Source organism: Streptomyces sp. NBC_00122, from assembly GCF_045160845.1.
GTDB lineage: Bacteria > Actinomycetota > Actinomycetes > Streptomycetales > Streptomycetaceae > Streptomyces.
Genome location: NZ_CP108191.1, coordinates 7,198,334 through 7,217,921, shown reverse-complemented (window position 1 = coordinate 7,217,921; position 19,588 = coordinate 7,198,334). Strand labels below are relative to the sequence as shown.

Annotated in this window: 17 protein-coding genes and 2 pseudogenes; 11 read left to right on the top strand and 8 right to left on the bottom strand. The window is 70.9% G+C overall.

Features of this window, described 5'->3' with window-relative positions; all coding sequences use genetic code 11:
- Nucleotides 1-248 precede the first annotated feature (248 nt).
- The 5 genes and pseudogenes from OG737_RS33030 (at nt 249) to OG737_RS33010 (ending at nt 5,709) form a co-directional block, all read left to right on the top strand.
- Nucleotides 249-944 carry a VC0807 family protein gene (locus OG737_RS33030; RefSeq protein ID WP_328929876.1) on the top strand — a complete coding sequence of 232 codons (696 nt, stop codon included), beginning with the start codon at nt 249-251 and terminating at the stop codon, nt 942-944.
- On the top strand, nt 941-2,149 hold the full coding sequence (locus tag OG737_RS33025) for an aromatic ring-hydroxylating dioxygenase subunit alpha (protein ID WP_405922345.1): 1,209 nt from the start codon (nt 941-943) through the stop codon (nt 2,147-2,149). Before OG737_RS33030 ends, OG737_RS33025 begins: the two co-directional genes overlap by 4 nt.
- Before the next feature lie 399 nt (nt 2,150-2,548).
- Nucleotides 2,549-3,547, top strand: a pseudogene (gene galE / locus OG737_RS33020) (UDP-glucose 4-epimerase GalE).
- A 411-nt stretch (nt 3,548-3,958) separates the two neighbouring features.
- The gene (locus OG737_RS33015; protein ID WP_328929873.1) at nt 3,959-4,561 is read left to right on the top strand and encodes a GNAT family N-acetyltransferase; all 603 of its coding nucleotides are present in this window, start codon (nt 3,959-3,961) and stop codon (nt 4,559-4,561) included.
- Nucleotides 4,562-4,788: 227 nt separating this feature from the next.
- Nucleotides 4,789-5,709 (top strand): endonuclease/exonuclease/phosphatase family protein, encoded by a 921-nt coding sequence (locus OG737_RS33010; RefSeq protein WP_405676511.1) that lies wholly within the window; start codon nt 4,789-4,791, stop codon nt 5,707-5,709.
- A gap of 102 nt (nt 5,710-5,811) precedes the next feature.
- On the opposite strand, the gene OG737_RS33005 is transcribed toward OG737_RS33010, so the two are convergent.
- Together OG737_RS33005 and OG737_RS33000 are read right to left on the bottom strand one after the other, a co-directional pair.
- Nucleotides 5,812-6,849 carry a PP2C family protein-serine/threonine phosphatase gene (locus OG737_RS33005; protein ID WP_328929871.1) on the bottom strand — a complete coding sequence of 346 codons (1,038 nt, stop codon included), beginning with the start codon at nt 6,847-6,849 and terminating at the stop codon, nt 5,812-5,814.
- Between the two features lie 112 nt (nt 6,850-6,961).
- A complete protein-coding gene (locus OG737_RS33000; RefSeq protein ID WP_405922344.1) occupies nt 6,962-7,897 on the bottom strand; it encodes a CHAT domain-containing protein in 936 nt (311 codons plus the stop codon).
- Between the two features lie 331 nt (nt 7,898-8,228).
- Between OG737_RS33000 and OG737_RS32995 the strand changes: the two genes are divergently transcribed.
- Complete coding sequence (locus OG737_RS32995) at nt 8,229-9,368, top strand: hypothetical protein (protein WP_328929869.1); 1,140 nt, start codon at nt 8,229-8,231, stop codon at nt 9,366-9,368.
- 4 nt (nt 9,369-9,372) lie between these two features.
- On the opposite strand, the gene OG737_RS32990 is transcribed toward OG737_RS32995, so the two are convergent.
- Both OG737_RS32990 and OG737_RS32985 read right to left on the bottom strand, forming a co-directional pair.
- On the bottom strand, nt 9,373-9,591 hold the full coding sequence (locus tag OG737_RS32990; RefSeq protein ID WP_405676516.1) for a hypothetical protein: 219 nt from the start codon (nt 9,589-9,591) through the stop codon (nt 9,373-9,375).
- A gap of 24 nt (nt 9,592-9,615) precedes the next feature.
- A complete protein-coding gene (locus tag OG737_RS32985) occupies nt 9,616-11,595 on the bottom strand; it encodes a M28 family metallopeptidase (RefSeq protein ID WP_405676518.1) in 1,980 nt (659 codons plus the stop codon).
- A gap of 510 nt (nt 11,596-12,105) precedes the next feature.
- Here OG737_RS32985 and OG737_RS32980 point away from each other — a divergent pair.
- A pseudogene (locus OG737_RS32980) lies at nt 12,106-12,359 on the top strand (oxidoreductase); the annotation flags it as partial.
- Here OG737_RS32980 and OG737_RS32975 read toward each other — a convergent pair.
- Genes OG737_RS32975 through OG737_RS32965 form a run of 3 tightly spaced genes read right to left on the bottom strand, consistent with a single transcriptional unit; the run spans nt 12,346 to nt 14,721 of the window.
- Entirely contained in the window at nt 12,346-13,377 is a 1,032-nt protein-coding gene (locus tag OG737_RS32975) for a DUF3048 domain-containing protein (RefSeq protein ID WP_328929866.1), read from the bottom strand. The pseudogene OG737_RS32980 and the gene OG737_RS32975 sit on opposite strands and share 14 nt — an antisense overlap.
- Before the next feature lie 22 nt (nt 13,378-13,399).
- Nucleotides 13,400-14,113, bottom strand: coding sequence for a zf-HC2 domain-containing protein (locus OG737_RS32970; protein ID WP_405922343.1), 714 nt, complete (start codon nt 14,111-14,113; stop codon nt 13,400-13,402).
- Nucleotides 14,110-14,721 (bottom strand): RNA polymerase sigma factor, encoded by a 612-nt coding sequence (locus OG737_RS32965; protein WP_405922342.1) that lies wholly within the window; start codon nt 14,719-14,721, stop codon nt 14,110-14,112. Before OG737_RS32965 ends, OG737_RS32970 begins: the two co-directional genes overlap by 4 nt.
- Nucleotides 14,722-14,931: 210 nt before the next feature.
- Between OG737_RS32965 and OG737_RS32960 the strand changes: the two genes are divergently transcribed.
- A complete protein-coding gene (locus OG737_RS32960) occupies nt 14,932-15,417 on the top strand; it encodes a cupredoxin domain-containing protein (protein WP_328929863.1) in 486 nt (161 codons plus the stop codon).
- A 5-nt stretch (nt 15,418-15,422) separates the two neighbouring features.
- Entirely contained in the window at nt 15,423-15,896 is a 474-nt protein-coding gene (locus OG737_RS32955; RefSeq protein WP_328929862.1) for a hypothetical protein, read from the top strand.
- A 287-nt stretch (nt 15,897-16,183) separates the two neighbouring features.
- Here the strand turns inward: OG737_RS32955 and OG737_RS32950 are convergent, their stop codons facing one another.
- The gene (locus tag OG737_RS32950) at nt 16,184-17,188 is read right to left on the bottom strand and encodes a BtrH N-terminal domain-containing protein (protein WP_328929861.1); all 1,005 of its coding nucleotides are present in this window, start codon (nt 17,186-17,188) and stop codon (nt 16,184-16,186) included.
- 406 nt (nt 17,189-17,594) lie between these two features.
- On the opposite strand from OG737_RS32950, the gene OG737_RS32945 reads away from it, so the two are divergent.
- Nucleotides 17,595-18,710: a sulfite oxidase gene (locus OG737_RS32945; protein WP_405922341.1), complete on the top strand. Its 1,116-nt coding sequence runs from the start codon at nt 17,595-17,597 to the stop codon at nt 18,708-18,710.
- The gene (locus OG737_RS32940; protein WP_405922340.1) at nt 18,707-19,570 is read left to right on the top strand and encodes an MBL fold metallo-hydrolase; all 864 of its coding nucleotides are present in this window, start codon (nt 18,707-18,709) and stop codon (nt 19,568-19,570) included. The genes OG737_RS32945 and OG737_RS32940 overlap by 4 nt, the downstream gene beginning before the upstream one ends.
- Nucleotides 19,571-19,588: the final 18 nt, after the last annotated feature.

Sequence of the window (19,588 nt, the reverse complement as noted above, 5' to 3'; positions counted from 1 at the left end):
CCGGTCAGGGCCAGTCACCGCCCGGAGCCCTGGCTCCGGGGCCATGCGAGGAGGCCCCGACCTACACGCACCCCACACCGCAGCCACATACCGGGGCACCCGCCGACAACCAGCCGAAGCCACCACACCACCCAGTCACACACAGCCTGCCGTAGACAACCAGGACGAAACGGTACATCGAAGGATGTACGCGCATATCACCTGCCATGTCGATTCGGTGATCTTGGCCGGTGCCTACGGTTTTTCGTATGGCATCACTGAACGGTCAGACCGGAACACACAACATCCCGACGTGGCGGGCAGCGGCCACTGCGATGCTGGTCGCCGTGGTTCTCCCGCTGGCCGTGTTCTACGTTCTGCGGGCACAGGGGATCAGCCAATGGCTGGCACTGACGCTCAGCGGGGCGGTCCCCGCGGTGCACATGGCTGTCCAGGCCGCCACGCAGCGTCGTGTGAACAGCTTCGAGGCGTTCATGATCGGCATGCTGGCGGTACGCATCGTGACGTCGCTGCTCACCGGCAGTCCACGGGTCATCCTCGTCAAGGACGCCGGACTCGGGGCGGCCGCCGGGTTCTGGATCCTGGGCTCGCTTCTCGTGGCGAAGCCCTTCGCCTTCCAGGCCGGCCAGTCCTGGCACGCGCCCACCAGCGCAGCCGCCAGGGAAGCAGCCTGGCACGCCTCGCCCGCGCTGCGCAGCGGACTGACCCGGCTGACGGTGCTGTGGGGCTGCGCCCAGCTCCTGGACGGCGCTGCCGGAGCGCTCCTCGCCCTGCTGCTGCCGGTCGAGACGGTTCCGGCACTCAACCGGGCCAAGGGGCTGGCGATGCTGGGCGCTGTCCTCCTCGCCACCGTCTCCTGCAGCCGCCGCTACCGGCGCCGACACGCCCTGTCCCTCTTCGGGTCAACACCCCTGATCACCAGAAAGGAAGGCCGATCACCATGACCATCCACCGCACCACGGCCAAGGAGCCTGCCACCCCCGCGTCCGCCCCCGGGGCCCTGCGTGAGACGCTCGCGGAGCTGCGGCGTCTGGCCGCGCTCCCGCTCGAACGCGGCCAGACGTTGCCACCCCACGCTTACACCTCCCCCGAGATGTACGAATGGGAGGTCGAACGGATCTTCCGGCGCGAGTGGCTCTGCGTGGCACGAGCCGAGGACATTCCGGAGCCGGGAAGCTATCTGCGGCTGGACCTCCTCGGCACGCCACTGGTGATCACCCGGGACGAGGAGGGCGAGCTGCATGCCCTGTCCCGGGTGTGCCGCCACCGGTTCATGGACCTCCTGCCACCGGAGAACACGCCTGAGCGCGGCTGCCTGCCACGGCTGACCTGCCCTTACCACACCTGGACGTACCGGCTGAACGGCCACTACGCGGGACAGCTCGCCGGTGCTCCATTGATGCAGCGTGTCGACTTCGACCGGGCCACCTGCCGGCTCCCGGCCCATCGCGTCGAGGTCTGGAACGGCTTCGTCATGCTCAACCTCGACCCCGACGCGGCACCGGCAGCAGCCGCATTGCGCGGGCTGGACCTGCGGCTGAACAGCCACGGCATCGCGGACTGGGTGAGTGTCCACTCCCAGACCTGGGAAGGCGTACCCGCCAACTGGAAAGTGGCGGTGGAGAACGGTTCGGAGAACTACCACCACATGGGCACGCATGCGGCGACCCTGGATCCGGTACTGCCGGGCCGGCACACGGAAGTCGACGAATGCGACGGCCGCTGGTTCACCATGTTCACGCCGCTCGCCGACCCCGAGCAGGGCGGCACCGGCCTCGGGAAGCCTTCTTCTCGGTCCCGTGGGGAATCGCAGCCGGGCATGCTCATCGCCGGCATCTTCCCGCAGTTCGTCCTGGCGGTCCTGCCCAACAGCGCAGTCAGCATCCGCTGGCTGCCCACCGGTCCCACCACCCACGACACACAGATCACGGCCATGGTCCCACCCGGAGCGCACAGCGCGCCCGGCTTCGCGGAGACGCTGGCCGCCATGCGCGCCCAGATCTCGCAGATCCAGGAAGAGGATCTCGTGGCCGTCCGCGGCGTCCAGCGGGGCCTGGCCTCCCACCCGGAGCCGTCCAACGGCCGGTTCTCACATCTGGAGCGCCCGTTGTGGCAATTCCAGCGCTACCTCGCGGAGCGACTGCTGTGACCGCCGTCAGTCATCGACGTCAGAGGTTGAGGATTCAAGCCAGAGAAGTTGACTATCTGCAACAGGTCGGGCCCCGGCGGGCGGGTGGAACGCCGGGGCCCTCGCCGGTCAAGCCCAAGCGGGCCCGCTCACCAGTCGCGATTTCGACGGCCAGGCCTCGGGGAGAAAAGCCCGCCCGTCGGTGCCCTCGGCTCCTCGCCGGCCACAACACGCCCCCAGCGCCGGGGCGAGGAGACATGCCGAGCACCGGCCCACGGCCTGCGCGTCGTGAGCGAACACGCAACTGTGCCTGGGCGCGTACCTGTGAGCGAGAGGTTGCTGTTCCGAGGGACTAATCCGACTCCGCTAGCTTAAGTGCCAGTTGCCTACTAGAGCTTGAACGACTGGGAAGAGAACATCGTGACAACCGTCCTCATCGCCGGAGGAGCCGGCTACATCGGCAGCACTGTCGCCTCGGCCTGTCTGGACGCGGGCATCACCCCCGTGATCCTCGACAACCTCGTCCGAGGCCGCCGCGAGTTCACCAAAGGCCGCACCTTCTACGACGGCGACATCTCGGACGGCGCGCTGATCGACCGGATTTTTTCTGAGCACCCGGACATCTCCGCCGTGGTGCACTGTGCGGCGCTGATCGTGGTGCCGGAGTCCGTCGCGGACCCGATCGGCTACTACGAGGCGAACGTGGCCAAGAGCCTGGCCTTCGTCCGTCACCTGCACCGCAATGGCTGCGACCGCATCGTCTTCAGCTCCTCGGCTTCCATCTAGCAGGCCGAGGACGGCTCCCCCGTCAACGAGAACTCGCCGCTGGCGCCGCAGAGCCCCTACGCGCGTACGAAGGCCGTGTGCGAGGAGATGTTCGCCGACATTGCCGCGGCCGGGCAGATGCGCGTGCTGTCGCTGCGGTACTTCAATCCGATCGGTGCCGACCCCGAACTGCGGACCGGCCTTCAGCTCACGCGGCCCAGCCACGCCCTGGGCGTGCTCATCCAGGCACACCAGGAAGGCCGCCCGTTCCCGATCACCGGCACGAACTACCCGACGCGCGACGGCACGGGCATCCGCGACTACGTGCACGTCTGGGACCTCGCCGCAGCCCACGTAGCGGCGATCGACCGGTTCGACTCCATCCTCACGAAGTCGAAGCCCTCGATCGCGATCAACCTGGGCACCGGCTCCGGCACCACCGTCCGGGAGCTGTGCGCGGCGTTCAACAACGTCGTCAGCACGCCCCTGGCCACCGTCGACACCGACCCGCGCCCCGGCGACGTCGCTGGCGGCTACACCAAGAGCGACCGGGCGGCCGAACTGCTGGGGTGGACGCCGAAGCTGTCCGTGGAAGAGGGCATCCGGTCCGCCCTGGACTGGATTCCGGTGCGCGACGAGCTGCTGAAGGACTGATCCTTCCTTCCCGCCTTCCCGCCTGTCTGGCGCTCGCCGCGAGGTTCGACACCCTCGTCCTTGACGGCGCCGCAGCGCTGGCCACCGCCTCCCCCGACGGGAACGGCAGGGGCCGCATCCGCTCCGATGGCGCCGCCATCGGAGCGGCCCACCGGCCGGGCGGCATCACCGTGTTCCTCACCGCGGCCGGGATGGACAACGCCGAGGACGGTGGACCCCTGGTCCCGGGCTGGCACGTCGAGCGGCTGATGCTGTGTCTCTTGAAGCGGCCGATGGAGGAGTGCGGCCGTCATCAGCAGCCAGAGCGTGTACATGATCCACGAGCCGGGGACAGTGGCCTGGCATGGGCGAGCACCGCGGGGCACGGCATAACCGATCGACACCCTGAACTTGATCGGGTTGGGTGGGGGGATGCCAGAGCTGCGAACCGATCGTCTCCTGCTCCGCCGGTGGCGGGAGTCCGACCTCGTACCGTGGGCGGCCATGAACGCCGATCCCGAAGTCAGAGAACACCTGGGGGAACTGCTGACGCGGGAGCAGAGCGATGCCGCGGTGGCAGTCATGCGGGCCGAGTTCGACGAGCGCGGTTTTGGGTGGTGGGCGCTGGAAGCACGGGAGACCGGTGAGTTCATCGGCCGCGCCGGATTGGACGAGGTGGGGAAGGACATGCCGTTCACGGGGGTGGATATCGGTTGGCGGTTGGTGCGGTCGGCGTGGGGTCACGGTTACGCTACCGAGGCCGCCCTGGCCTGTCTGGCCTTCGGCTTCGAGGCCCTCGGGCTGCGGGAAGTGGTCGCGTCGACGACCGTCAGCAACCTTCGTTCCCAGGCAGTGATGCGCCGGATCGGCATGACCCGCGACCCGGCCGACGACTTCGAGGATCCGAGCATGCCCGAAGGGCCGCTCCGCCGGTGTGTGCTGTACCGGACCCGCGCAGAGATGCTCACGGCCCACACCACGCGGCGGGGCACGACCCGGACACTCCACGGGCTTACGACCCCGACCCCTCGTTGATCGCGAAACGGTCTTGGTGATGACGAGCGGGCCTTTCAAGAATTGAGCAGCCGGCACACGGATCATGAGCGGGCGTACTCAACTTCCCGCCCCACCTCAGGCTGGGCCTGCAGGCAGCCGGGCTGAGCAGGAAGAACCACCCCCTCAGGCGCTGGGGGCGGCTTCCTTCTGCCGTACAGGCAGCCGGTGTTGGGGTAGCCGCTGCGGCTGCGGGAAGCATCACGGGTGTGCGTCGAACCCCTGCCTCCCTGGCCGTCCTCGCCGTCTCCGCCGCCGCGTTCTGTGCCCTCGTCCCGCCTGGACCGTCCGCTGCCGCGGCCCCTGCCACCGAAGCCGTCACCGCTGCCGGGACGATCCGGCTGACCAGCTACAACATCTGCGGCAACATGTGCAGCCTTCCCCCGTACGACCCGGCACGCCGGATCGCCGCCGTGGTCGCCGAGGCCGATCCCGGAGGCTGGGGTGCCGACCAGCTCTTCCTCCAGGAGGTGTGCGAACACCAGTACCTTGCCCTCCTCGACCGGCTGGGCCCGCTCGGCTACACCGGGTTCCACTCCGCCACCCTCCCGGCCGGGAACCCGGCCATCTGCGAGGGCCACGCCTACGGGAACGCGGTGCTCGTACGCGGACCGGTCTCGGAGACGGCCGATCTCGACCTGACGGTAGGAGGCGAACGCGAGCCGATCACGGTGCCCTGCGCCCTGAACTTCCTGGCCAACCGGCCCACCTGGTCCTGCTCCGTACACCTCTACTGGGACGACGGCACCCTCGCGGTGCCCGAAGCAGACCGGCTCGCGGCGCAGACCCGCCAGTGGCTCGACGAAGGATTCACCGTCGTTCTGGGCGGGGACTTCAACCACTCCCCACGCACCGCCACCCTGTCGCGCTTCTACCGGCCGGAGCGAGGGGACGGCGCCGACGGGTCCTTCACAGAGGCCGACGAGAGCGACCCGGAGTACTTCGAGCGCGCGGTCTGCCCACCCGCCACCACGTCCGCATGCCGGTCGGGCGAGGCGACCTTCGGCACGAAGAAGCTCGACTACCTCTTCCTCAGCACCCCCCACTTCCAAGCGCCGAGCGCCGACGCCCTCCCCCTCGACACGGCAGTCTCCGACCACAACCTGCTGCGCGTCTCGGCCACCACCTGACCCCACCAGCTGACGGGCGCGGAGCAGGTACACATGCTCTTCACCTACGCCTGGCGTGGACCGAGTTCGAGTGGTGCGGGCCGCTCACCGGGACTCCGTGCCTCAGGGCTCGCGCAGGCGTACGGCGAGGGCGGCGATGTCGTCGTCAAGGCGTCCTCTGCTGTAGTGGAGGAGATCGCGGTGAAGAGCCGTGAGCAGTTCGCGGGGCGGTGTCGGGGGCTGGCGGCGCATCCAAGCTGCCAGCGGGAAGAACTCGCCGTCGCGGTCGCGGGCCTCGGCGATCCCATCGGTATAGAGGAGCAGCAGGTCGCCGGGAGCGAAGTCGAAGGTGTCGACGTTGTAGTGATCGCCGATCAGCTCCGCGAGGCTGAGGAGTGGCGATGGGGTGGCTGACCCGAGGACACGGAGTTTCCTGCGGTTCAGGAGCAGCGGCGGGGGGTGTCCGCAGTTGAGGATGTTGATACGTCTGCCCTCGTGCGGGATCTCGACGAGAAGAGCGGTGGCGAAGCGCTCCATCGGCCCCTCGGGGGGAAACGCGGCGTTGTAACGGGTGCTGCTGGCGTCCAGCCGGCGTGCGACGTTGACCATGTCGGCCTCGCCGTAGGCCGCCTCCCTGAAGGCGTTGACGATCGCCGCGGCCGCCCCCACTGCCGGCAGGCCCTTGCCCCGCACGTCACCGATGAGCAGCCTGACCCCGTATGGCGTGTCGACCACCTCGTAGAAGTCCCCGCCGATGCGGGCCTCCGCCGCGGCCGCGAGATACAGGGACTCGATCTCGATGCTGCCGAAGCGGCGTGGCATGGGGCTCAGCACCACCTGCTGCGCCGCGTCGGCGACGAGCCGCACCTGAAAGAGGGTGCGCTCGCGCTGGAGCCGGACATGGCTTCCGTACGCGGCGGCCACGGTGACCGCGATGATCCCCGCCGCCGTCCACCACGTCCCCAGATCGGGGAAGACGAGGCTGAGGCCGATCATCAGCATGAGGCAGACCGTCCCGAGCAGGACGGTGGGGAGTACCGGCCACATGGCAGCGGCGAGGGCCGGCGCCGCGGGCAGGAGGCGACTGAAGGCCAGTTCCGGCGGAGTGGAGTATGCCAGGCTGGCGATGACGACGGTCAGGATGACCGGCGACAGCCGCACAAGTCTTCCCGGGCCGGGGCGCCGACGGAGCCGCGGCCGTCCAGACTGGATCACACTTCACAGAATATCTACGCAACGAGGGCATGGCGCTCTGGCGAATCAGAGTGGCCGCCTACCCGTAATCGAACATATAGACCAAAACGTGCGAGTGCGGCCGTCCCGGTATCGGGCGGTCGAAAGTCGGCTCGACTGGCAGCTTTCCCAGGTCCGCAAGGCGATCGAGCGCTTGGAACAGGAGGAAGCCGCAGTCACGGCCCGACGCCCTCCGGTGGCGCAGGGCCTCGGCAGAGCCGCTGGCGTCGGGCGGGTTGGCACCGTCGTCGGTCAGGTGGCTGTAGAAGCTCTCGGCGATGCCCCGGGTGGCGTCCTCGACGACGCGCCACAGGGCGCCGATCAGGTAGGGGTGGCCTGCGAGGTGGAAGGCGCCGGTGATGTGGACGGCTTCGTCCGCGAGCCAAGGGCTGCCGACGGCGGTGTCACAGGCCGACAGGAAGGCCAGGCCGCCCTTCAGGCGCACGGCGCCGATGTCGATAACGGTCAGCAGAGCCATCAGGTGGTCGTGGAGGGCCAGGCGGCTGCGGGCCTGGTCGGTCCGCAGTGCCCAGCCGTGGCAGGCAAAGTGCGCCACCTGGTGGTGGGGCAGCGCGGCGAGCGCGGTCTCCCGTATGGGGCGGGGCAGCACGTGGGCGGCCGGAATCAGTGCCTCCAGGGTCGCGGCCTCTTCGCCCGGCCGGCCCCGCCGACGCGCGCGGACAGCATCCGCAGGCCGATTGCATGGTCGGACAGGAGCACGGTACGGCCGGGGTGGTCGAACGGGGTGGCGGCGATCACGGGCCGCCAGGTCGACCGATCCCGGCACGGGAAACCCCGACCACCTCGTCGAGAACGTGGCGGCGGGGGCGGACCGGCTCGCGGATGCGGAGGTGAGGCGGCTCGACGTGCTCGCACGCTCCACGGTCACCCGCCGTGTTCGGGTTGACACACAGGGGCATACGCCGCGTACTGGGCATAAGGGACTATTCCCCCCGGAGCCCGGTCGGTGGTGCATCCACCGCCTCTCGGCTCCCCCCTTCTCCCCTGGAGCGGCAATGACCGTGCAGCAGCACGCGACGACCCAGACAGTTCTGGTGTACGAGGACGATCCCGGAGCTCCTCTGCAGGAAAATGTGCCGGTGCGACACCCGGTGCCCCAGCTCGACACACAGCCCTTTCCGACGGCCATCGCCGAGGCCGCGCCGCACCCGGACAGTGCCGGGCCGGGCACGCCGGCCTTCCGCTACTGGGTGGCGGCCCACGCGTTGAGCACGGGTTGCCAAACCTGGGGTCCGCTGGTTCCCACGGGAACTCAGTGGGTCCCGTCGGTCGGACGTGTCCTGACCGTGCATCTCGACGAGGGAGTCGACCTCAACGCCTTCTACGACCGGCGAGGCCTGAAGTTCTTTCACCAGAGGGTGGAAGGAGTGGACGTCTTCTCGGGCCAGAGCCCCGAGATCGTCCGGCACGAGTTGGGCCACGCGGTCCTGGACGCCCTGCGCCCCCAACTGTTCAACGCGGCGATGCACGAGTCCGACGCCCTCCACGAGGCGTTCGGTGACATCAGCGCGCTGCTGACCGCACTCCAGCTGGAGTCGCTGCGGATCACCGTCCTGACCCAGACGCAGGGCAGCCTCGAGCAGTCCTCTCGCGTGTCGCGGCTGGCCGAGCAACTGGGCTGGGCGGTACGCAAGGTCCAACCGGACGCGGCCGAACCGGACTGCCTGCGCAACATGTCCAACCACTTCTTCTACCGCGACCCGGTGCACCTGCCACCGCTCGGACCCGGGAACATGCTCACCAGCGAGACCCACTCGTTCTCCCGGGTGTTCAGCGGCGCGTTCCTGAAGATCGTCGCGGGGATCTTCCGTCAGCAGGACAGCCAGGACCAGGCCGCTCTGGCCGAGGCGGCCCGGATCGCCGGCCAGCTGCTGGTGGACGCCGTCGTGGCCGCGCCGGTGGTGTCCGGCTACTACGCGCAGGTCGCGGGCCACATGATCGCTGCGGACCAGCGTCGCAACGGCGGCAAGTACGGTCCGTCCCTGCGCTCGGCGTTCACCCGCCACGGAATTCTCTCCTTGGGCGCTGCCACGTCCCTCACCGCAACGGAGTTGACACGCCGAGGCGCCGCCGTGGCCGAGGCGACGCCGGGCGGTCGTGACGAGGAAGGCCTGACGACGGTCACGGTCCAAGGGATGGCGTACGGCATCAAGGGACCGCTCACCCTCTACGCCCCCGGGGAGACTCGCCGGTTCGGCATCGCCAGCTCCGACCCCGCGGGCGGCTCGGTGCGGCCCGCAGACCCCGAGCAGGTCGCCACGTCGTACCTGGAGGACCTCCTCCGCCGCGGCCGGGTCGAGATCCCCGCCGAGCACCGTACCGACGTGGCGGTCGTGGACGACAGCCCCACCCGGCTCAAGACCCACGAGATCGCCCGGAGCGAGACCACCGAGGGCCTCGCTCTGGTCCGGCGCTGCTTCGACTGAGAGGTCAGCTGAAAAAGCGCAGACGGCGGACGGTGAGCCGTCCGTCGTCCTCGCGCTTGATGACGTGGGTCGTCCGGGACGTCGGCTCATCGCCCTCGAACACCGCCTGGCCCCGTGCCAGCAGATCGCTGACGTACTTCTCGGTCGCCGGGCGCTCGGCCTCGTCGTTCTGCTCGTGCCCGTCCTCGCCCGAGGCCGGGTTCGTGTCATTGTCCGTGCCCATATGTGACCTCCATTCCGTCGGTGTCTACAGCCCGGCGAATGTCAGAGCGGTCGCGGTGACCGAGCCGGCGATCGTGGCGGCGAAATCGGTGTCGTGGTCCTGGTCGAGGAGCGTGTCCCCCGGGGTGTGGTACTGCCGGGTGCCGGTCCCCGGCGCGCCGTCGGGGGTGGAGAAGAGGTCCTCGGACACGGCGACGGCCGCCCATCCCCGCTCATGGAAGCTCGCGTGGTCGCTGCGTCCCACTGCCGGGTCGTCGGGGCCCGTGAGGTGCTGGACGGTCACCGCGGGATCGAAGGCGGGTACGGTGCGTGCGACGAGGTGGCCGAGCGCGTCGGAAGCCCCCACGACCGGGCCCGGTACGGAGGATCCCGCGTGGATCTCGACCTTGGGCGTGCTGCCCCGCTGCAGTCCCGCGATCATGTCCATCTGGAAGACCCCGGCGATACGGTCGCCCTCCGCGGCGGCGGCCCGTGCGTAGAACTTGCTGCCGACGAGGCCCTGTTCCTCGGCGTTGAAGAGCACGAAGCGCACGTTGCGGGTCGGCTGCCTGCCGTCCGCGAGCAGGGCGGCCAGACATTCGGCCGCGGCCATGACCCCCGCCGTCCCGCTTCCGTCGTCATCGGCTCCCGGTGCGGGGTCCACCGCCGGGTCGTAGGGGCGGGGTTCGCCGTTCGCGTCCTCGAAGTCACCGCTGGACGCGGTCGAATCCAGGTGGGCCGTGATGAGGACGGTGGAGTCCGCCCCGGCGACCCGGTGCTCGGCTTCCAGGTTGAACAGCTGTCGTCCCCGCCACCGGAACGGGTGCCGCCGGACGTGCAGCCCGAGTTCCCGGAACCGGCGGGCCAGCGCCTCGACGACCCGCGCGTTGTCCTCGGCCGCCGCGTCCCTGCTGCGGACCGTCAGTGACTCGCCCTCGACCAGTGGCTTCACGCCGGAGATACGCGCCACATGGCCCAGCAGGGCCTCGGAGGTCACCGTCGCCCGCACCGCGGCGATCGTCTCGGGGGACGGGAGGCCGTTGCCGGACGCCGCGCCGAGCCGGCCCGGGCGCGGGTTTCCGGCCGCTGCGCCGGTGAGCACGTCCGACTGAGCCTCGCCGGGCCGCGAGAGGAGCGTCGGGTCCGGCAGCAGGCGTTCCGTGTGTCCGGGCTTGGCACCCGGCCGGTGCACCTCCTCGACCGGCGCTCCGGCGGGCACGGCGAGATACACACCACCCGGTGCGGGCCCGAGCAGGGCGGCCGGCGGGGCACCCCTCCCGGCCAGGGCGTCGGCGATGAAGCCGTATGCGGCCGTGGCGCGCCGCGCCGCTACGGTCGCCGACCCCGCGGTGTCGGCGGAGTCCGCGAGCGACTCGGACTCCGTGACCGGACGGTCGTCGCGGATCAGGAAGGCCGCCCTGTCCTCCACCGGTTCGCGCCGGTCCACGGTGAACCCGGCGCGTTCGAGCGCTTCGGCACCGAGTGCGCTCGCCATGACGAGCACGAGCCGGTCCGAGGCCACATGCACGGGAACGACCTCGGTCGTCTCCGCCGCCGCGGCCAGCTCCGGCAGGCCCCGGCCGTCCGGCAGCCCGATCCGCGCGAAGAGCACGGGACGGTTCTCCACCGCGGCGAGGGCGAACACCGGATGCGGAGCCGTACGCATTCCCGCCTCCCGCGCGAACGCCCTCTCCTGGGCATCCTCGCCCACGAACACACAGTCGTCGGCCGGCGCACCCCCGGTGCTCGCGACCGCCAGATCGAAGAGCCTGCGGCTGTCCTTCACACCCCAGTGCACAAGACTCGCGTCCGTGAACCGGCCGGGGAACGCCTCCTCGAGGGCCGCCGCCGCCCGTTCGTCCGCACCGTCGCCCGGCCCCGGGTTGGAAATGATGCCCTTGCGTACGTCACGGAAGGCATCGAGGACGGCGACCACCCGGGGCCGGGGCCTCAGCGTCAGTGAGCCGTCGGGCTCCACGCGGGCATCCGCCAGAGTGGCCCCGATGTCGAAGAAGAGCACGGACATGTGAAGCGCCTCCGAAGTGTGGGGGTTCCCTCCCCCGTCCTCTGCCCGTGACTCGTCCGTCCACTGCGCGAGACCCTCCGCCTGTACCCGATTGGCGTAAGTGACTTTCTCCGGTCGAGAGCTCGGTCCAGGCCCCTGGTGAAGGCGTGCAGATGGGGCAGACCGGCTCCGCGGACCTGAACGATCCAGTGGGAGAGTCCGTCGGAGTTTCCTGCACGAGGCGTCAGGAGTTCAGCGAAGTCCACGATCCTGGGAGCCAGTTGGGTCGTCTCGGGGCGCGAACGCCAGCGACTCCTGACGACACTGCGTCACCACCGGGTATGAGGCAGGGCCGTTAACTTTACGGACCCCACCCGCGAGGTGTCGGGTCGCCGGCTGGCGGTGGCCCACGGCCGCCGCCTGCCGGTTGACCAGCCTCGCGAGCTCTCCCTTCGACCAGCCAGCCAGGCCGAACAGGTCCGAAAGGCGGTGTTGGGCCCTCTGCTCACGTCAGGAGCCCAAATTCTCGGCGGCGGCAGCTGGGCACCCGCCACGACACCGCCGCCCGCCTACCGGTCGGGCGTGGCCTGGCTCTCGTACGCGCGCACCGCGCCGGCAGCGGGCCGACCGGCACGGACATCACGTACGACGCCGGCCGCACGTGGCGGGCGCTGGACGCCGGCTCCTTCGGCACCGTGGACTGCGCGGGCCCGGGCGCCTGCTGGGCCGCGGGGGTGAACGGCCTCTTGGCCCAGCTGGAGAGGTGGCGCCTCAGCTGCCGGTGAACACGATCCAGGTCTGACCGGGGGCGAAGTTCAGTCGGCCGGCAGCGGTGGTGAAGGAGGTGCCGGACTCGGCAGTGGGGCGGGACCAGCGGGCGTCGTACCCCTTGCCGTCCCGCAGGACCAGCGCCGAGCCGCTGCCGACGGTCTCGGTGTACGGCGAGACGGCGCCCAGCCGGTCCTTGAACCGCGAGGGATGCACCATCACGTGTTGGACCACCACGGTGGACGCGGTCAGGCGCCCGGCGTCGGTGCTCCGGGCCGAGGCGCCGTCCATCGACACGAGCCAGTGGTGACCGGTGCCGGACCAGGTGAAGGTGAAGCGGGCGGCGGGGTAGCGGACCGTCTGCTCGTTCACCTGCCGGCCGCCCGCCGGGGCCGGGCCGAAGCGGAAGCCGATGTCCTTGGCGATGCTCGCCCGCGGGGCCGCGGCCAGTGCCGCGCGCGGATTCAGGTACAGGTTGTGCGGGGCCGGCCGGGAGGGGGCGCGCGTATACGCCCGAGGTGCTGTTTCCGGCGGCAGCGGGTACAGCGGGGCCGCGCGGATCAGCGGCTTGAGCGCCGTCTGCGCACCGGAGTAGGCGAGCGCGGGCCGACCGAACTGCCGCAGCAGCTCCAGGTCGGACTGGCGCGCACTGCGCACCGGGCCGACCTCGGGCGGCTCCCGGGAGGAGAACACGGCCAGGATCCGGCTCTGGCCGCCCTCGACCTGCTCGACGTAGACGAGGTCCGCCGCGGCCAGACCCGTGTGGGGGCGGGCGGGTCCCACATTGTCGATCTTCACGGCGAGCACGGGGGCCGTCCGGCCCGGGCGCCCGGTGAACGGAGAGACGGCGGCCGGCGCCGTCGTCGGGGTCGGGGTCGGGGTCGGCTGCGGCGTCGGCGTAGCCGTCGGTGGCTTCGCTGACTCCGGCTCGCGCCCGCACGACGGCAGGACGAACAGTGCGACCGCCGTGGCCGCCCCCGCCACCACGGCCACCGGCCCGACGACCCTTCCCCACCTGCGCGAATCCCATGTCATCGGTCCGACTCCGGTTTCCACGTCATGAGCGGTCGGCGGCCGGGAACCGCGCTGTGGCTAGGACGGATCCGTCGGCGGCGAGGACCCGGGCTCCGGTCAGCGTCGAGGGGTCCACGGGGGCGGGGGCGCCCCAGGAGCCGTAGCCGTCCTTGAGGGAGAACGCGCCCACCGCAACGGTGCCGCCGTCGGAGCGTTCGAGCAGGCATCGGACCGCTCCGGCGCCCGCCCCGCCGCCCGGGGCGCCGGCCGCGTCGAGGTCCACGGACATGTACACCCAGCCCGGCCCACCGGGGTACGCGAAGATCCGGCCTACCTCCTGGCCGCCCGACACCAGCGCCGCCTGGAGCAGAGCCGGCCGCGGGGTCCCGTCCTGCGTCTGTGATCCGGATCCGGCACTGTCGTCGACGGCCGTACCCACGGCCCAGCCGCCGAAGCCGCACGCGACGGCCAGAGCGGCGGCAGCGGCGGCCAGGCGCAGCCGGTTGCGGCGCCGGGTCGGCGGCGCGGTCGGCAGCAGCCGGTCCAGTACCCGGGTCTCGAAGCCGACCGGCGGCTCGCCGGCCGGGATCAGCCCGAGCAGGCCGTCCCCGGCCAGCGTCAGCTGCTCGACGTGCTCCCGGCAGCCGGGGCAGCGGTCCAGGTGGGCCTCCGCCTGCGCCCGCTCGCGGGCGGGCAGGACGCCCAGCGCAAGCTCGGCACCGAGCTCCCGCAGCCGTTCGCAGCTCATCCCGTTCATCGCCGCCGCTCCTCGGTCTCCGTACGCCGCTCCCCGGCCATCAGACGCCGTTCTCCAGCCCCCAGGGCCGTCCGCAGCTTGCCCATCGCAGTCCTGATCCGGGTCTTGGCCGTGCCCAGCGGGATCCCCTCGAACTCGGAGACCTGCTGGGCCGTCATCCCGTAGATCCCCGCCATCACCAGGGCCCGGCCCTGCTCCCGGGGCAGCGCCGCCACTTCCGCCCGCACCCGCGCCGAGGTGTCGTCCGCCAGCGCCCGCAGCTCAGGGGTCTCGGTCACGACGTCGAGCAGCGCCTCCAGGTCCTCGGGCGCGACCGGCCGGGCCCGGCGGGCGCGCACCGCGTCGATGGCCAGGTTGTGCGCGATGGTCGTGAGCCAGGTCCGCACCGAACCGCGCCGCGAGTCGTAGACCTGCGCGTGCCGCCAGGCCCGCTCGAAGGTCTGCTGCGCGATGTCCTCGGCCAGCTGCGGATCGCCGACGACCGCGACGGCCACACCGAAAACGGTGCGCTGGAAGCGGCGCACGAAGGCCACGGCGATCTCGGGATCGCCGGTCGTCAGACCGGACAGCAATGCCTCGTCCGGCACCTGTCCGAGGGGGAGGCCCATTGTGTGCACACCAGTTCATACGGCCGGCCCACGCCAAGGGATTGCCCTCGGCTCATGCCCCGCGCCGGAGGTCACCGTCCCAGTCTGCGCCCCGTTCCTGGGTCCTCCCATCCCTGGAGGCGGTTCGTCCGTATCACTTGCGGAACGACCGGTCCGGGACGACCGATCGGGGACGACCGGTCCCGCGGAGGCCTTACGGAGGGCCGAGCCATGACAACCACACTCACCCGACCGCGAGCACGCCGCCGCGTGGCGCTGGGCCTGGCAGCCGGCGCGTTGGCGAGCGTACTCGCCGCCTGCGGAGACGGGAACGGCGGCGGGGGCGGTACATCGACCGCCAAACCCCCCGAGCCGGCCAAGGAGGCGGGCGTCACCCAGGTCACGGCGGATCTGACCGACTTCCGCATCGCGCTGTCACAGCAGACCTTCAAGGCCGGCGACTACAGCTTCGCCGTGAAGAACAGCGGACAGCACGACCACGCCCTGGAGATCGAGGGGCCGACGGACGAGAAGGCCACCAAGACGCTGGAGCCCGGCGCGTCCGAGACGCTCAAGGTCACCCTCGCGTCCGGCACGTACGAGATCTACTGCCCCGTCGACGGGCACAAGGACAAGGGCATGAAGACGGAGATCACCGTGGCTGGCGGTAGCGAGGCGCCGGTGAACCAGACCCCGTCGTCGAGCGATGGCTACTGACCGCCATGACCGTCCGCCACCCCGCAGCCCGGCCCGAGGCCCCGCCCGCCGGCCGGTCCATGACCGCGGCCCTGCTCGCCCTGCGCCTGGTCGGCGCGGGGCTGACGGCGGCGATGGCCGCCATCCACCTGCACCTCTGGGCGGGCGGCTACCAGGACCTGGCCACCATCGGCGTGCTCTTCCTGCTCAACGCCATCGGGGGCGGCCTGCTCGCGCTGGCGCTGCTGGCCGCCCCCCGGCGATACCTGGGTGCCGTGGCCGCGCTCGGCGCGCTGTTCACGGCGGGGACCCTGGGCGCGCTGGTGCTCAGCCTGACGCCCTCGGGGGTGTTCGGTTTCCACGAGACCCTTGATGCCGAACTGGTCGGGGCCACCCTCGTCGTCGAGTCGGTGGGGACCCTGACCCTGACCCTGCTGGCCCCGCTCGCCCTGGGCCCGCGTCTTCGACTGAGCCGCCGATCGCGCCGCCGCGCCCGCTGAAGGACGCCCCGCGAACCCCCTCCCCCGGTTCAGGCCAGCAGCTGCTCGCGCACCGAGGGCAGCTCCGGGTCCGTCTTGGTAGCCGTGAACTCCGTGATTCGGAACGCGCAGACCCCGGCGGGCGTGAACGGCTCCTCCAATCGCATGCACAGATGGTGTCACGCCAACGCAACGACCTCTGACGACCTGCCGGTTCGCCGATCAGGTCGACCAGCTGCCCATTCGCTGAGAAGGCCTCACTCACCGCACGTTCGGAGACGACGCCCGGCAGGACCACGCGGCGGGCACTAATTCTGCAGCGCCCGTACCGCCTGCCGCTCCAGGTCCAGGCAGCGGTCCACACGCTCCGCACACGCGTCGAACAGCGCTCGCAGCCCCTGGGCACCGGCATCCGGGGCGGCGTCCCGGGCGAGCACGGCCAGCTCCGACCAGTGCCGGGCGGACTCTCTGAACAGTCCGGCGGCCTCTGGGCGCCCGACGAGGTCGAGGAAGTCCGCGTACAGCGGCCGGGTCGCGCCCGGCGCGGTCCACTCCTCCTCCAAGCAGGCGTGCAGCCGCCCTGTGCCGGCACGGAAGGCCTCGGGTGAGCTGCCGAACCGGCGCTCCCAACCCGTCTTGGTGGTGCTGTCGCGCAGCTGTGCGGCGAGCTTCTCCATCCCGGTGAAGCCGAAGTTCACGTCGAACTTGTTCCCCAGAACCGGCCCGGTGAGGTGCATGACGGTGGAGGCGATCGCCCCTGCCACGTCCGGCTCCCCCTCGGCCGGCCCAGTGGGCACGATCAGCTGGTGGCGGCCGTTGCGGTGCGCGGTCCAGGCAGCACCGAACTCTTCGCGGTCGATCCGGTACGGAGTATCGGCACCGTCCTCGATCAGCAGGTCGTCGCCGTCGTACCCGGCGATGACGACGGTGTACGGGTCGGTGCCGGTCATCTCGGCGTCCGGATCGGCCCCATGCCAGGGCAGAGAGGAGCGGTCGACCACGCAGAAGGCGGGCTGCCCCTCGTCGAGCGCGGCACGGACCCGGCCCCAGCGGGGCTTCATCGCGCGCGTGGCGTCGTACGGAATTCCCAGGCGGCCGAGGGCGACCTGGACCCACGGCTCCGGATGGGCCTGGGCCACAATCGTGACGATGGGCAGCCGGCCCTCGTATTCGAAGACGAAGTACATGAAGCCGATCCCCCCGGCCAGGCCGGCAACGAGCTCCTCGTCGTGGACACTGCCCAGAGCGTGCCGGATCAGGGAGGCCTCGCGGTGGCGTCCGTTACCGAAGTCTTCGTACACGAGCACAGTCATGCGATCAGCCTAACCACGCAAACAGCGGGAACCGCACGGCCCCCCGTCAGCCGCTCCGCCGTCCCCACTTGCACGAGCGACACCAGAACATCGCTGGGAAACGGCCCTTCCGACCAGGAACGCCATTCGAATCCAGTGCGGACGACAGTCGCCAGCCACTGCACATCACACGTCGCTCATCACTCCTCGCTCGGCGAACCCTACAACCCCAGGTCACAAGCGTCACGACTACGCAGTCTCACTGACCGGCCACCAGGCACATCGCCCAGACCCCCCGCAACGACGGCCCAGGGCTTGGCCAGATCCTGGACGAACCGTCGATTCGTCCCCATTTCCCCGTAGTCAAGAGACCTAGACTGGAAGAAATCGCGTCGTGCTCGTCACGAGCCCGACGGAAGGCGCGGGCATGACCCCATGGCCAATTCCAAGCGGGCCCGGTGCGACGGCCTGGACACCGGAGCAGGTCACGGCCGACCCGTACAACGCCCAGACGCCGGCGGCCGCCCTCGCCGAGCCGGTCACGCCCGTGGGTGCCTTCTTCGTACGCGATCACTTCGGCACCCCGCGAACAACCCCCAGCCGGTGGCGGCTGCGTGTCGGCGGGGCCGTGGCGGCCCCGTTGGACATCGGCTACGAGGAGCTGGCCGCTCTGCAGCGCCGGGAGCTCGACGTGGTGCTGGAGTGCGCCGGAAACGGCCGCAGTCTGATGACACCCCGTCCACCGGGCCTGCCCTGGGGCCAGCGGGCGGTCGGCTGTGCACATTTCGCGGGAGTGCCGTTCCGCGCCCTCGCCGCCCGGGCCGGGATCGAGCCGGGAGCAGTGGAGGTCGTCTTCGCCGGGGCCGACTCCGGCACGGTGCACGGGCTCCCGACGGCCTTCGAGCGCAGCCTGCCGCTGGAGGCGGCCCTGCACCCCGACACCCTCCTCGCCACTCATATGAACGGCGAGCCGCTCGCCCCCGAGCACGGGGCGCCGGTACGCCTGGTGGTTCCTGGCCGGTACGCGGTAGCCGACGTGAAATGGCTGGTCGAGGCACGGGCCGTGACAGAGCCGTTCACCGGTGTCTTCCAGGCCGAGGAGTACGTCTACGCCGCCTCGCGCGGCATTCCCGAGGGCCCCGTGACGACCGTGCGGATCAAGTCGCACATCACCGAACCCGAGCCCGACGCCGCCATCCGCCGAGGTCACGAGGCCGTCGTACGCGGCCACGCCTGGTCGGGCGGCGGGGTGCCCGTGCGGCGGGTGGAAGTCCGGGCCGAGAACGAGGAAGGCGAAGGAAACGGCGAAGGCGAAGGCGAAGACTGCGGCCGGGAGTGGCACGACGCCGTGCTCGAGCCGTCGGCCGGGCCGTACGGCTGGACCGGCTGGTCGTACCGGTGGACGCCGCAGCGGCCCGGCCCGTACCGGCTGCTGTCCCGCGCGACCGACGCGCTCGGCGACACCCAGCCGCCGCGGGCACCGTGGAACGCCCATGGCTACGGCTGCAACCCTGTGGCATCCGTGGAGGTGGTCGTCGTATGAACGAGACCGAGATCATGACCACGGCTTCGCTCGGTGACACCAGCCATCTCCTGGTGAGCGGTGACGAGGCCGCGCTGGTCGACCCCCAGCGGGACAGCTGGGGCCTGATGGAGTCGTGTCCCGCCAAGGGGGTGCGCATCCGCTACGTCCTGGAGACGCACGTGCACAACGACTACGTCTCCGGCGCTCTGGAGGTCCGCGCCGCGACCGGAGCCACGGTGGCAGGCCCGGCCCGCGCGCCGTACGCGTTCGACCACCTGCCCCTGGCGGAGGACGACGAGATCACCGTCGGCGATCTGACCGTACGGGCGATGGAGACCCCCGGTCATACCGCCGAACACACCTCGTACCTCGTCTTCGACGACCTGCGGGAGAGGCGCCGACGGCCGTCTTCACCGGGGGCAGCCTCCTCGTCGGCGGCGTCGGCCGCACCGACCTGTCCGGCGAGGACGGGCGCAGTTCCGCACGCTCCGGCGACTGGCGCGGCTGCCCGACGTGGCGATGCTGCAATTGCTGCGGATCGGCTACGAGAACGTCCCTGGGTATCTGGCCGGCGGCATCAACATCTGGGTCGCAGCCGGCCGCCCGCTGCGCGCCTTCCGCACCGCGGACGCGTCCGAGCTGGCCGGGCACATCGCGCCGGGAAGCGGGTACTCGACGTACGGCCGGAGCGCCCGGAGGGCGGAATCCCGGGCACGCTCGCCGTACCGCTCGCCGAGACACCCCGGGGCCGGGAAATCTGGACGGTGTGCGGGAGCGGCCGCCGGGCGGCCATCGCGGCGAGCCCGCTCGACCGGGCGGGCATCCCCGTCACGGCGGTGACGAGGGGAGGCGTACAGGACCTGATGGCACACGCATGACAGCGGGAAGAGGAGGAG

What these genes read in the sequence shown, in the direction of transcription:
- OG737_RS33030 (WP_328929876.1), top strand. Translation starts at nt 249, where the DNA reads ATGGCATCACTGAACGGTCAGACCGGAACACACAACATCCCGACGTGG.
- OG737_RS33025 (WP_405922345.1), top strand. Translation starts at nt 941, where the DNA reads ATGACCATCCACCGCACCACGGCCAAGGAGCCTGCCACCCCCGCGTCC.
- OG737_RS33015 (WP_328929873.1), top strand. Translation starts at nt 3,959, where the DNA reads ATGCCAGAGCTGCGAACCGATCGTCTCCTGCTCCGCCGGTGGCGGGAG.
- OG737_RS33000 (WP_405922344.1), bottom strand. Translation starts at nt 7,897, where the DNA reads ATGCACCACCGACCGGGCTCCGGGGGGAATAGTCCCTTATGCCCAGTA.
- OG737_RS32990 (WP_405676516.1), bottom strand. Translation starts at nt 9,591, where the DNA reads ATGGGCACGGACAATGACACGAACCCGGCCTCGGGCGAGGACGGGCAC.
- OG737_RS32985 (WP_405676518.1), bottom strand. Translation starts at nt 11,595, where the DNA reads ATGTCCGTGCTCTTCTTCGACATCGGGGCCACTCTGGCGGATGCCCGC.
- OG737_RS32975 (WP_328929866.1), bottom strand. Translation starts at nt 13,377, where the DNA reads ATGACATGGGATTCGCGCAGGTGGGGAAGGGTCGTCGGGCCGGTGGCC.
- OG737_RS32970 (WP_405922343.1), bottom strand. Translation starts at nt 14,113, where the DNA reads ATGAACGGGATGAGCTGCGAACGGCTGCGGGAGCTCGGTGCCGAGCTT.
- OG737_RS32965 (WP_405922342.1), bottom strand. Translation starts at nt 14,721, where the DNA reads ATGGGCCTCCCCCTCGGACAGGTGCCGGACGAGGCATTGCTGTCCGGT.
- OG737_RS32960 (WP_328929863.1), top strand. Translation starts at nt 14,932, where the DNA reads ATGACAACCACACTCACCCGACCGCGAGCACGCCGCCGCGTGGCGCTG.
- OG737_RS32955 (WP_328929862.1), top strand. Translation starts at nt 15,423, where the DNA reads ATGACCGTCCGCCACCCCGCAGCCCGGCCCGAGGCCCCGCCCGCCGGC.
- OG737_RS32950 (WP_328929861.1), bottom strand. Translation starts at nt 17,188, where the DNA reads ATGACTGTGCTCGTGTACGAAGACTTCGGTAACGGACGCCACCGCGAG.
- OG737_RS32945 (WP_405922341.1), top strand. Translation starts at nt 17,595, where the DNA reads ATGACCCCATGGCCAATTCCAAGCGGGCCCGGTGCGACGGCCTGGACA.
- OG737_RS32940 (WP_405922340.1), top strand. Translation starts at nt 18,707, where the DNA reads ATGAACGAGACCGAGATCATGACCACGGCTTCGCTCGGTGACACCAGC.